General features: G+C 71.8%; 11 protein-coding genes and 1 riboswitch. Of the genes, 4 read left to right on the top strand and 7 right to left on the bottom strand.

What is annotated here, in order from left to right; all coding sequences use genetic code 11:
* The first annotated feature begins 22 nt into the window (after positions 1-22).
* The 3 genes from DY218_RS20465 (at position 23) to DY218_RS20455 (ending at position 4,271) form a co-directional block, all read left to right on the top strand.
* Positions 23-520, top strand: coding sequence for a GNAT family N-acetyltransferase (locus DY218_RS20465; protein ID WP_128557550.1), 498 nt, complete (start codon positions 23-25; stop codon positions 518-520).
* A gap of 104 nt (positions 521-624) precedes the next feature.
* A riboswitch (cobalamin riboswitch) is annotated at positions 625-701 on the top strand.
* A 157-nt stretch (positions 702-858) separates the two neighbouring features.
* Positions 859-3,237, top strand: a complete 2,379-nt coding sequence (locus tag DY218_RS20460) for a ribonucleoside-diphosphate reductase subunit alpha (RefSeq protein ID WP_128557549.1) — start codon at positions 859-861, stop codon at positions 3,235-3,237.
* The gene (locus tag DY218_RS20455) at positions 3,237-4,271 is read left to right on the top strand and encodes a ribonucleotide-diphosphate reductase subunit beta (RefSeq protein WP_128557548.1); all 1,035 of its coding nucleotides are present in this window, start codon (positions 3,237-3,239) and stop codon (positions 4,269-4,271) included. Before DY218_RS20460 ends, DY218_RS20455 begins: the two co-directional genes overlap by 1 nt.
* On the opposite strand, the gene DY218_RS20450 is transcribed toward DY218_RS20455, so the two are convergent.
* The 4 genes from DY218_RS20450 to DY218_RS20435 form a co-directional block, all read right to left on the bottom strand.
* Positions 4,184-4,480 (bottom strand): hypothetical protein, encoded by a 297-nt coding sequence (locus tag DY218_RS20450; protein WP_128557547.1) that lies wholly within the window; start codon positions 4,478-4,480, stop codon positions 4,184-4,186. The two genes, DY218_RS20455 and DY218_RS20450, sit on opposite strands and share 88 nt — an antisense overlap.
* 110 nt (positions 4,481-4,590) lie before the next feature.
* Complete coding sequence (locus DY218_RS20445; protein WP_128557546.1) at positions 4,591-5,871, bottom strand: erythromycin esterase family protein; 1,281 nt, start codon at positions 5,869-5,871, stop codon at positions 4,591-4,593.
* Positions 5,864-6,484, bottom strand: coding sequence for a CatB-related O-acetyltransferase (locus DY218_RS20440; protein WP_128557599.1), 621 nt, complete (start codon positions 6,482-6,484; stop codon positions 5,864-5,866). The genes DY218_RS20445 and DY218_RS20440 overlap by 8 nt, the downstream gene beginning before the upstream one ends.
* Positions 6,485-6,587: 103 nt before the next feature.
* On the bottom strand, positions 6,588-7,247 hold the full coding sequence (locus DY218_RS20435) for a DUF5701 family protein (RefSeq protein WP_233521732.1): 660 nt from the start codon (positions 7,245-7,247) through the stop codon (positions 6,588-6,590).
* 114 nt (positions 7,248-7,361) lie between these two features.
* Between DY218_RS20435 and DY218_RS20430 the strand changes: the two genes are divergently transcribed.
* On the top strand, positions 7,362-8,402 hold the full coding sequence (locus tag DY218_RS20430) for a GlxA family transcriptional regulator (RefSeq protein WP_128557545.1): 1,041 nt from the start codon (positions 7,362-7,364) through the stop codon (positions 8,400-8,402).
* Between the two features lie 18 nt (positions 8,403-8,420).
* Here DY218_RS20430 and def read toward each other — a convergent pair whose 3' ends face one another.
* From def to DY218_RS20415, 3 genes are all read right to left on the bottom strand, one after another.
* The gene (def, locus tag DY218_RS20425; protein ID WP_128557544.1) at positions 8,421-9,071 is read right to left on the bottom strand and encodes a peptide deformylase; all 651 of its coding nucleotides are present in this window, start codon (positions 9,069-9,071) and stop codon (positions 8,421-8,423) included.
* Between the two features lie 80 nt (positions 9,072-9,151).
* Positions 9,152-10,132, bottom strand: coding sequence for a tetratricopeptide repeat protein (locus DY218_RS20420; RefSeq protein ID WP_128557543.1), 981 nt, complete (start codon positions 10,130-10,132; stop codon positions 9,152-9,154).
* Between the two features lie 144 nt (positions 10,133-10,276).
* On the bottom strand, positions 10,277-11,542 hold the full coding sequence (locus DY218_RS20415; protein ID WP_128557597.1) for an HD-GYP domain-containing protein: 1,266 nt from the start codon (positions 11,540-11,542) through the stop codon (positions 10,277-10,279).
* Positions 11,543-11,618 lie beyond the last annotated feature (76 nt).

Raw genomic sequence — 11,618 nt, 5'->3', positions numbered from 1 at the left:
TGGCGTCCGGCAGAATTCGGGGATGGACTTCGGGATCAGGCGGGCCGTGCAGGGTGAGTTCGAGGCGCTCGGGGAGCTCACGGTGCAGGCCTATCTGCAGGACGGACTGCTCGGCTTCCGCACGGACGACCCCTACCTGGACACGCTGCGCGCGGTCGCGGAGCGGGCCGCCGAGGCCGAGGTCCTGGTCGCCGTGGACGGGTCCGGCGGGCTGCTCGGCGGCGTGACGTTCGCGCCGTACGGCACGCCGTACGCCCAGGTCTGCCTGCCCGGCGAGGCGGAGTTCCGTGCCCTCGCGGTGGCGCGGGAAGCGCGCGGCCGTGGCGTCGGCGAGGCGCTGGTGCGGGCCTGTCTGGACCGCGCGAGAGCCACCGGCTGCACCGCCGTCGTCCTGTCCACACAGGAGACGATGCGCACGGCCCACCGCATCTACGGGCGGCTCGGCTTCGCCCGGACACCCGAGCGGGACTGGGTCCCCGTGCCGGGCGTCAGCCTGCTGACGTACCGTCTGGCCCTGTAGGGCCCGGCCGGGACGCTCCGGTATGAACGCGCCGTGACACAAGATGTGGGGTGCGCCCGCAGAGTCAGACCCAACATGTATGCTCGTGCTCGCTGTCATGCCAGGGGAATCCGGTGCGAATCCGGAACTGTCCCGCAACGGTGTATGTGTGCGCATTCGCGTACCCATGAGTCCGAGGACCTGACGACAGTGCACCCGGTCCGTCCGGCCCGGGTGCCGACGACGTCCGGGCCTCGCGGAATGGGCCGGTGGACGCGGAGCGCGGCCCTGCGCGGGCGCGCCGATCCGTGACGCCAAGCCTCCCGCACGGCCCCGAGCCGAGCGAGGGAGAGCACCACGTGACCATCGCGCCAGCCGATCCGTTTGCCGCGGTCGCCGAACAGGTCGAAGACGCCCCGGGTACCGCCCTGTTGCGTACCCTCACCGAGCTGACCGCCGATCTGCCCGACACGGACCCCGGCCGGGTCGCGGCCGCCGCGCTCCGGGGCCGGCACGCCGGTTCCGACGAGGCGGAGCTGCGCGAGCTCGCGACGGACGCGGCCGCCGGTCTGATCTCGGACGACCCGGCGTACGCCCGCCTCGCCGCGCGTCTGCTCACCCTCACCATCGCCGAGGAGGCCGCGACCCAGGGCGTACGCAGCTTCACCGACTCGGTGGCGACCGGGCACCGCGAGGGCCTGATCGCGGACCGCACCGCCGAGTTCGTCACCGCGCACGCCGCGCGCCTCGACGCCCTGATCGACCCGGCCGCCGACGACCGCTTCGGTTACTTCGGCCTGCGCACCGTCTACAGCCGCTATCTGCTGCGCCACCCGCTGACCCGCAAGGTCGTCGAGACCCCGCAGCACTTCATGCTGCGCGTCGCCGCCGGTCTGGCCGCGGACGCGAGCACCCCCGCGGTCGACGAAGTCGCCTCCCTCTACCGCCTGATGAGCCGGCTCGACTATCTGCCGTCGTCGCCGACGCTCTTCAACTCCGGTACGCGGCACCCGCAGATGTCGTCCTGCTACCTCCTGGACTCCCCCGCCGACGAGCTCGACTCGATCTACGACCGGTACCACCAGGTCGCCCGCCTCTCCAAGCACGCCGGCGGCATCGGCCTCTCGTACTCCCGTATCCGCGCGAGGGGTTCGCTGATCCGCGGGACGAACGGGCACTCCAACGGCATCGTGCCGTTCCTCAAGACCCTCGACTCCTCGGTCGCCGCGGTGAACCAGGGCGGCCGGCGCAAGGGTGCGGCCGCCGTCTACCTGGAGACCTGGCACGCCGACATCGAGGAGTTCCTCGAACTGCGGGACAACACCGGCGAGGACGCCCGCCGCACCCACCACCTCAATCTGGCGCACTGGATCCCGGACGAGTTCATGCGGCGGGTGGAGACGGACGGCACCTGGTCGCTGTTCTCGCCGGTGGACGTGCCGGAGCTTGTGGACCTGTGGGGCGCGGAGTTCGACGCCGCGTACCGGAGGGCCGAGGCCGCCGGGCTCGCCCGCCGCACGCTGCCCGCGCGCGACCTGTACGGCCGGATGATGCGTACCCTCGCGCAGACCGGGAACGGCTGGATGACGTTCAAGGACGCCGCCAACCGCACCGCCAACCAGACCGCCGAGCCCGGCCACGTGGTGCACTCCTCGAACCTGTGCACCGAGATCCTCGAGGTGACCGACGACGGCGAGACGGCCGTCTGCAACCTCGGCTCGGTGAACGTCGGAGCCTTCGTCACCGAGGACGGCACGATCGACTGGGAGCGCCTGGACGCCACCGTGCACACGGCGGTCACCTTCCTCGACCGCGTCGTGGACATCAACTTCTACCCGACCGAGCAGGCCGGGCGCTCCAACTCCCGCTGGCGGCCGGTCGGTCTGGGCGCGATGGGCCTGCAGGACGTCTTCTTCAAGCTGCGGCTGCCCTTCGACTCCCCCGAGGCCAAGGAGCTCTCCACGCGGATCGCCGAGCGCATCATGCTCGCCGCGTACGAGGCCTCCGCGGACCTCGCCGAGAAGGCGGGACCGCTGCCCGCCTGGGAGCACACCCGGGCCGCCCGCGGCGTCCTGCACCCCGACCACTACGGCGTCGAGCCGCACTGGCCGGAGCGCTGGGCCGCCCTGCGGGAGCGTATCGCCGCCACCGGCATGCGCAACGCCCTGCTGCTCGCCATCGCGCCGACCGCGACGATCGCCTCCATCGCCGGCTCGTACGAATGCATCGAGCCGCAGGTCTCCAACCTCTTCAAGCGCGAGACGCTCTCCGGTGAATTCCTGCAGGTCAACGCCTACTTGGTGGAGGATCTGAAGCGGCTCGGGCAGTGGAACGCGGCGACCCGCGAGATCCTGCGGGACTCCTCCGGTTCGGTGCAGGGCCTCACCGAGCTGCCCGCCGAGGTGCGCGATCTCTACCGCACCGCGTGGGAGATCCCGCAGCGTGCCCTGATCGACATGGCCGCGGCCCGCACCCCGTACCTCGACCAGGCGCAGTCCCTGAACCTGTTCCTGGAGACGCCGACCATCGGCAAGTTGAGCTCGATGTACGCGTACGCCTGGAAGAGCGGCCTGAAGACCACGTACTACCTGCGCTCCCGGCCTGCGACGCGGATCGCCCGCGCGGCCGGATCGGGCGCCACCAGCGAATCCGCCCCCGTACCCCAGCAGCCGGCCGCCGAGGCCGACGCGATCGCCTGCTCCCTGGAAAACCCCGAGTCCTGCGAGGCCTGCCAGTAATGACCACCGCACCCGAAGCAACCGCCGCCACGGCCAAGAACCTGCTCGACCCCGGCTTCGAGCTCACCCTGCGTCCCATGCGCTACCCGGACTTCTACGAGCGCTACCGGGACGCCATCAAGAACACCTGGACCGTCGAGGAGGTCGACCTCCACTCGGACGTGTCCGACCTGGCGAAGCTCACCCCCGGCGAGCAGCACCTGATCGGCCGCCTCGTGGCCTTCTTCGCCACCGGCGACTCGATCGTGGCGAACAATCTGGTGCTCACCCTGTACAAGCACATCAACTCCCCCGAGGCGCGGCTCTACTTGAGCCGGCAGCTGTTCGAGGAGGCCGTGCACGTCCAGTTCTATCTGACGCTGCTCGACACCTATCTGCCCGATCCGGAGGACCGTACGGCCGCCTTCGCCGCGGTCGAGAACATCCCCTCGATCCGCGAGAAGGCCGAGTTCTGCTTCAAGTGGATGGACTCGGTCGAGGAGATCGACCAGCTGAGGACCCGCTCCGACCGGCGCCGCTTCCTGCTGAATCTGATCTGCTTCGCGGCGTGCATCGAGGGCCTGTTCTTCTACGGCGCCTTCGCCTACGTGTACTGGTTCCGCTCCCGCGGCCTGCTGCACGGCCTCGCCACCGGCACCAACTGGGTGTTCCGGGACGAGACCATGCACATGAACTTCGCCTTCGAGGTGGTCGACACCGTCCGCAAGGAGGAGCCGGACCTCTTCGACGAGGAGCTGGAGCAGCAGGTCACCGAGATGCTCCGGGAGGCGGTCGCATCGGAACTGCAGTTCGCCCGTGACCTGTGCGGGGACGGACTGCCGGGGATGAACACCGAGTCGATGCGCGAGTACCTGGAGTGCGTGGCCGACCAGCGGCTCGTACGCCTCGGCTTCGCGCCGGTGTACGGCTCGCAGAACCCCTTCTCCTTCATGGAGTTGCAGGGCGTTCAGGAGCTGACCAACTTCTTCGAGCGCCGGCCGTCCGCGTACCAGGTGGCGGTGGAGGGCTCGGTGTCGTTCGACGACGAGTTCTGAGCGGTCGCCGGCGCGTTCCGGACGATCGGCAGGGGGACCACGAGGTCCCGTCGGGGAGGATCGGGAATCCGGACCTTCCCGGCGGGACCTCGCTCGGCGTTCCTCAACTGCCGGTCGATGCGCCGGTCGTTGAGGTGGCCCGCGAGGGAGGGGGCGGCGAGCAGGAGGGCGACGCCGAGGACGGTGGACCAGTCGATGAATGCGTTCATGTCCCCCACTCTCCCGCGGCCGGCGGCGCGGGGTGAGTGGCAGGACTGTCATGCATCATCGAATTACTGCCAACCGGTCTCCGGGTCCCGGACGCCGCTCCTGCCGCCCCTCACTGCAGGGCTTCCGCCGCGACCGTGGACGTCCCCGTGTTCAGTACGGCGTCGAACGCGTCGAGCACCGGGACCTGCAGATACGCGCTCTGCAGCCGGGTGCGGTCGGGGCGCGCGAGGCCGCCGAGCGGCCGCGCCCGGCGGAGGCCGGCCAGTCCGGGTCCGGTCCCGGCGTCCGCGAACGCGGCCTCGATGCTGTCCGGTTCGGGCGGACCGAGCGGGGCGTCGGTGACGGTGAAGCCGAACGGCGCGTCCTCGTCGGGCAGCATGTCCGCGGTGCGGCCGTCGACGCCGGTCAGTCCGAGCGCGAAGTAGTCCTCGCCCAGCGCCTCGTGCAGATGCTGCCCGAGCGGCAGCCCGGTGAGGTGCCCGTCGAAGGAGATCGGGGACTTCACGATGTGCGCGTTGTGGGCGGCCAGTACGACCCGGGCATCGGGACCGCTGCGTTCGAGGTGCCACAGCAGCGAATCGGCCATCGAACGGTCCCGGGCCGAGGTGTCGCCGCTCAGGCCGCGCCCGGCGAAGAGGTCGGCCATCGCGCGGAACGAGTAGTCCGCGTGACAGGCGACCTCCAGACGCCGTACCGCGACCGCATGGTCATGAGCCTCGGCGGCCGTGGTGTGCAGCGGCGACAGGGAGCGGCAGCGGACCAGGAGACGGCTCAACAGGGCGGTCAGCGCGTCCTGTTCGGCCGTCTCGAGCCGTGCCCACCGTGGTGCGGCCGCGGCGGCGGACGGCCCGGCGAAGGACTCCGCGATCCGCATCGCCCGCTCGATCAGCGGCAGCACCTCCGGGTCGGCCTTGCGCAGATGGTCGGCGACCGGGGCGAGGACGGGGAGCAGCGAGCCGCCGGCGGCCGGGACGTCGATCCCGGCGAAGCGCACCGGCCGGCCTGCGTCGCGGTTGAACTGCCGTACCCAGCGCAGCGGTTCGGCCACTCCCACCGGGATCGACCCGGCGAGCAGCTCCCCGAGATCCTCCTCGGCGCCACCGCCCTGCGCCCAGGCGTCGAGCGCGAAGCCCTCGCTGAAGCCGTACTCGAAGGCGAGCACGGTGAATCCGCAGCGCTCCACGAGGAAGCGCAGTATGCGGCGGCGCATCGCGGCGAACTCCTCGATGAAGTGCGAGTTCTCGCCGACGGCCACCACCCGGGCACCGCCGATCAGTTCACGCAGCGGCTCCAGGTCGTCGAGCGGCGCCTCGGGGTCGATCGTGTCGAGCGGTGTGACGTGTTCGCGCAGCCAGGCGGCGAACGGCGTGCGGTCGGTGGTCTCAGTCATGGGCCGAATCCGTCCGCGGCGCGGCCGCCTCGAGTGCGTCGATGGTGCCGGACATGATCGTGCGGGTGTGTTCGGTGATGTGCTCCGGCGGCCAGTCCCACCAGGCCACGGCAAGCAGCCGGTCCACCTCGTCGTCGCTGTAGCGGCGGCGGATGAGGCGGGCCGGGTTGCCGCCGACGATCCCGTAGTCGGGCACGTCGTCGACCACGACGGCGCCGGAGGCGATCACCGCTCCGTGGCCGATCCGGACGCCCGGCATCACCAGGGACCGGTAGCCGAACCACACGTCGTTGCCGACCACCGTGTCGCCTCGCCCCGGAAGGCCGGTGATGAGGTCGAAGTGCTCGGCCCAGGAGCCGCCCATGATCGGGAAGGGGAACGTCGAGGGGCCGTCCATCCGGTGGTTGGCGCCGTTCATGAGGAACCGGGTGCCCTCGCCCAGTGCGCAGAACTTGCCGATCACCAGCTTCTCGGGCCCGTAGTGATAGAGCACGTTCCGGGTCTCGAAGGCCGTCGGATCGTCCGGATCGTCGTAGTACGAGAACTCCCCGACCTCGATCAGCGGCGAGCTGACCAGCGGCTTGAGCAGCACCACACGCGGCTGCTCCGGCATCGGATGCAGGGCGTGGGGGTCGGCGGGGACAAGCGGGGGCACGTGCTCACTTCCTTCGGTCTCGGTCGGACGAACGGCTCCGGGTGCGTACGCGTACGGAGTGCTAGGCACCGCGGCCCGTGGTGGAGGCGAAGCCCAGCCAGGTGTGGCGGTTGCCCCACCAGCACCAGCCGACCTTGGGTGCGTCCCGGCGCTCCTTGCCGTCCCGCCCCGTGCCGTTGCTGATCCAGATCGCGGGCGTACGGGCGTCGAAGGCGCCGTTGGCCTTGCGCAGCCGGGAGCCGATGGTCATGAAGCAGCGGTTGCGGGCGAGCGCCTCCGGCTGCTGCAGCACCCAGTGGATGCCCTCGGAGAGCAGCAGCGGGCTGCGGCCCTGCTCGGTGAGGGTCGGAAGGGCCTCCTCCGGGCTCCAGTTGGCCTTGTCGTCGCCGCGGTCGACAGCGTCGAGGAGGTACAGGGGTGCGTCGGGCGGTTCGATGCCGACGGGGGCGAAGTCGTCGACGTCGGGCATGTCGACCACGACGAAACCCGGCTTGCCCGCGCGGCTGAGCAGCGGCGCGAGCGCGGACGCGGGAACCCGGTCCGGATGGACGGCGAGCAGGGTGCCGTCGCGGCCGGCCTGCGCGGCGAAGGCCCGAAGCTCCTCGGCGGGCAGCTTCGCCAGGGTGTGCACACCGAGCTCGATCAGGCGTTCCGCCTGGTCGGCGAGGGGCGGCGGCGGGGGCAACTGCGGCAGTTCGACGGTCGGGGACTCCGTGGCCAAGGCGTTCCTCACTGCGTAGTCGTGATCCCGACCGGCCGGGCGGACGGGTCGGGGAGTCCAGGTCACATCCGTACGGGACTCCCCACCCCAGGAAACCTACGGCAAGCTGGAGACATGCTGAAGAACGTGGCCGCCGTCCTGCTCGACGGAGTGCACCCCTTCGAACTCGGCGTGGTCTGCGAGGTGTTCGGCCTCGACCGCAGCGACGAGGGCCTGCCGGTGTACGACTTCGCGGTGGTCTCCGCCGAGGGCGCACGCCTCGACACCCACGCGGGATTCTCCCTGCTGGTCGAGCACGGTCTGGAGCGGCTCGAGGAGGCGGACCTGATCGCGGTGCCCGCCGGCACGTCGTATGTGCACCGCGCCTTCCCCGAGGAGCTCCTGGACGCGCTGCGCCGGGCCGTGGACCGCGGCGCCCGGGTGCTCTCGGTCTGCTCCGGCGCATTCGTCCTCGGCGCCGCGGGCCTGCTCGACGACCGGCCCTGCGCCGTGCACTGGCGGCACGCGGCGGAGTTGGCGGCACGCCACCCGCGGGCCCGGGTCGAGCCCGATGTGCTGTACGTCGAGTCGGGCCGGGTGGTGACCTCGGCGGGTACGGCATCCGGGATCGACGCCTGCCTGCACATCGTGCGCGAGGAGCACGGCACGGAGGTGGCGAACGCGATAGCGCGCCGCATGGTGGTGCCGCCGCACCGGGACGGCGGGCAGGCGCAGTTCGTGGAACGCCCGCTGCCACGCACCCGGTGCGACACCGTGGGCGGGGTGCTCGCCTGGCTGGAACGCCATCTGGACGAGGAGATCACCGTGGAGGCGCTCGCGGAGCGCGCCCATATGTCGCCGCGCACCTTCGCCCGCCGCTTCAAGGAGGAGACGGGCACCACGCCGTACCGCTGGCTGCTGCGGCAACGGGTGCTGCTCGCCCAGGAGTTGCTCGAGGGCTCCGACGACACGATCGACGCGATAGCCGCCCACGCGGGCTTCGGCAACGCAGCAGCCCTCCGCCACCACTTCCTCGCCTCACTCGGCACGACACCGCACTCGTACCGGCGTACGTTCCGGGGGCCTTCTACAGCCCCTCCTGGGGGTCCCCCCGGACGAAGTCTGGGGGAGCTTGAGGAGGCCCCTCCAGCAGGAGTCTCGGGAAGGGGCGGGTAGGGGACAAATACCCGCCGCTCAGGCGTTGGGCACCGTCTCGTACCGCGGAGTCCCCTCCTCCATCTGACGCAACGCGTCCTTCCGCTCCCGCTTCGACAGCCGGTCGATGTAGAGGTACCCGTACAGATGGTCCGTCTCGTGCTGCAGGCACCGCGCGAAGTACCCGGTCCCCCGCACCCGAATCGGATTCCCCCGCTCGTCACGCCCCGTGACCACCGCGTAGTCGGGCCGAGCGAGCGGCGCGTATGCGGTCGGGACGGAGAGGCAGCCCTCGCCCGAGTCGTCCAGGGAGCGGTCGGCGGCCGGGAGCTCCTCGACGACCGGGTTGCACACCACCCCCACGTGCCGCACGCCGTTGTCGTCCGGGCAGTCGTAGACGAAGACCTTCAGATCGACACCGATCTGGTTCGCCGCGAGCCCCACACCCTCTGCCGCCCGCTGACTGGCGAACATGTCGTCGACGAGCTTCGCAAGCTCCGCGTCGAACTCCGTGACGTCCCGGCACTCCTTGTGCAGCACGGGATTGCCGACGACGGTGATCGGCCGCGCCGTGCCCCGCTCCCGGTACGCCGCCTCGCGCTCCTCGCAGTCCTCGACGTCCACGACGAAACCCTCGTCGTCGACGGGGAGCACCCCGGCGTGCTGCTGCTCAGTGTCCTGCTGCGCCATGTCCGACGTATGCCTTCCTCGACAAGCCTGTGATGCCGTACAGCCTACGGGGCCGAAAGCCCCGCCGGTCCCGGACGGGCTCAGCAGACCTCTTCCAGGTCCCGCCAGTCGCGGGTGTCCGGGCTGTCCGCGACCCAGCCGTCGAGCAGTCCGCGCACCAGGCCGGCCGGCGCCGCGATCCCGCACTCGCGCTCGGGCACCCACAGGGCGCCGGGGCTGCGGTGGCCGAGCGGGCCCGGATGGCCCGGCTCGCTGTGGTCGTGCGGGTCGAGATGCTCACCGTCGCCCTCGTCACTCGGCATCCGGCTCTCCGAGCACATCCGGCAGAGCAGCCGCACCGAGGACGACCAGTCCTCCGCGGCGAAACCGGCCTCGGCCGCGAGCCGCTCGAGGGCGTCGCGGTCCGCCTCGCCCGCCGCCTCCAGGAGCACCACCCAGGTCGGCACCGGCGAGGGCGCCCACAGTTCGATCTCGTCGAAGACCGGGTACGAGTGGCCGGCGGCCGTGGTCCGCTCGCCGTGCGGCACCCCGTCGTGCAGGACGACCTCGCCCCAGCGGCGCCCGGAGGACGGCAGCGGGATCGACAGGATCTCCAGGCGAGCCGGGTCGAGCCTGCGGCCCCAGACCACCTCGGCCTCGCCCTCGGGCGAGAGCCGCACGGCAGCGCTGCCGAGGTCCATGCCGTGCGGCTCGCCCGCGGCGGCCGCACCGCCGGGGACCTTCAGGCCGTACGCCTGCCAGGCCCGCCGGGCGAGCGGCCAGTCCTGCAGGGCGGTCGCGGCGATGCCCACGTTCCACCAGTCGGGGGCGCCCGTCTCGCGGTCGAGCAGGGCGACAGCGCGCAGTCCGGCGGCGCGGGCCTGCTCCCAGTCGTGCCGGAACTTGTGCAGGAGTGCCAGATTGAACCAGGACTCCGAGAGCCAGGGCTCCAGATCGGCGGCCCGGGTGAGCAGTGCTCCCGCGTCCTCGTAGCGGCCGTCCCCGATGAGCGTGAATGCCCGGTCGGTGGCCTGCCGCCAGGAGGCGGAGGGCCGGTGCCGTCCCTTGCCGAAGATCCTCACGATTCCCGCCTGCCAGCTTCACTGGGAACTGTCCTGTGCCGGGCCTGTGCCCCCGGGCACCCATGACTACTCACTACTTCGCATCCAACCATGCCCCGTCTTCGGCCCGCTCATTACCCATGGGTTACCCAGGCAGGACGCGGATCAGACCGCTGCGGAGCGAGCCGGTCCGCCGCGCGAGAGGACCCGTGCCAGGGACTCGACGATCTCGGCCTGGTAGTCGTGCCCGGTGCCCAGGCGCAGCCGCTCCAGTGCGGCCAGGGCGCCGCCGGGTCCGTCGCCACGGGTCATCTCGTCGTAAGCGTTCGCCGTACGCACAATCCTGGCGGTCAGCGGCTGCTCCCGGAAGGGGTCTGCCTGGCGTTCCACGACGACCGCGACCTCCCGGGCGACTCCGGTCTGACGCACCACGGCACCGCCGAGCAGCGCGATGCGGCGCTGGTCCGCGGCCGGCAGCTCGGCGGTGGCGCCGGCCGGGACCGGGTCCACCAGGGACAGCTGGCCGATGTCGTGCATCAGGGCCGCGTACTCGAGTACCTGCAGGTCGGGTCCGGTGAGCCCCAGATCGCGGCCGATCGCGCGGCTGAGCAGGGCGACCCGGCGGGCGTGGCCCTGCGGGGTGTAGCCGGCGATCTCGGTGGCCCGGGCGAGTGAGGCGATGGTCTGCCGGTAGGTGGTGCGCACCGCGGTGTAGCGCCGGAAGGCCAGTTGGGTCAGGAGCAGCGGTACGCAGAAGACCGGCAGCGCCCAGAGCCCGCCGACCGCGACGGCGAGCGCCATCACGGCGCCGGTGGCCCCGACGGCGGAGACGATCCCCGTCATCGCACGCAGCTGGTCGCGCAGCAGCGGCCCGTACGGGAGCGGGGTGCCGCCGGTGCGGCGGAAGGCGTCGGGGAGGGTGCGGGCCCGGGCGAGCGCGGCGGCCAGCACGGCGTCGCTGAGCGCGGTGAGCACCAGGACGAGCACGATCCACAGGGCGTAGAACGGTCCACGGCCCACGAGTTGGTCCAGCAGCCCGGTGTTGTACGGCGTCTGGAAGCAGACGGCGGCGAAGCCCACGGTCAGGGTCCGGCGGGTGAGGTGCTCGAGGGCCCGGCCCTGCCCGGCGGCGATGTGCGGCACCGAGCCGGCCAGGGTGGCGGCCCCGACCACGGCGACGACCTGCAGTGCGCCGTGCTCCGCCGGCCGGCCCGCGATGTCGCCGAGCAGGGCGTACGCGAGGGCCCCGGCCGCCCCGAGGGGCGCCGGCTCGCGCTGGCCGCCGCCCCAGCGGGCCAGCTCGCCGAGCAGGATCAGGGTGCCGAAGGCGAGCGTCGCGCCGCGCTCGTCCAGGCCGTGCCAGAGGGTGTGGGTGAGGCAGAGGGCCGCGGTGACGGCGGCCGCGCCGTGGATCAGTACGAGACTGGGCAGTGGGCCGTGGCGCCGTGGCCGGGCGTGCGCCGGGCCGGGCGCAGGGGCGCCCCCGAAGGGCTGCCGCGCCGGGTGG

It is taken from the genome of Streptomyces triticagri (genome assembly GCF_003429565.1).
GTDB lineage: Bacteria > Actinomycetota > Actinomycetes > Streptomycetales > Streptomycetaceae > Streptomyces > Streptomyces triticagri.
The sequence above is the reverse complement of the archived record's forward strand: the minus strand, read 5'-3'. Positions and strand labels throughout refer to the sequence as shown.

What these genes read in the sequence shown, in the direction of transcription:
- DY218_RS20465 (WP_128557550.1), top strand. Translation starts at nt 23, where the DNA reads ATGGACTTCGGGATCAGGCGGGCCGTGCAGGGTGAGTTCGAGGCGCTC.
- DY218_RS20455 (WP_128557548.1), top strand. Translation starts at nt 3,237, where the DNA reads ATGACCACCGCACCCGAAGCAACCGCCGCCACGGCCAAGAACCTGCTC.
- DY218_RS20450 (WP_128557547.1), bottom strand. Translation starts at nt 4,480, where the DNA reads ATGAACGCATTCATCGACTGGTCCACCGTCCTCGGCGTCGCCCTCCTG.
- DY218_RS20445 (WP_128557546.1), bottom strand. Translation starts at nt 5,871, where the DNA reads ATGACTGAGACCACCGACCGCACGCCGTTCGCCGCCTGGCTGCGCGAA.
- DY218_RS20440 (WP_128557599.1), bottom strand. Translation starts at nt 6,484, where the DNA reads ATGCCGGAGCAGCCGCGTGTGGTGCTGCTCAAGCCGCTGGTCAGCTCG.
- DY218_RS20430 (WP_128557545.1), top strand. Translation starts at nt 7,362, where the DNA reads ATGCTGAAGAACGTGGCCGCCGTCCTGCTCGACGGAGTGCACCCCTTC.
- def (WP_128557544.1), bottom strand. Translation starts at nt 9,071, where the DNA reads ATGGCGCAGCAGGACACTGAGCAGCAGCACGCCGGGGTGCTCCCCGTC.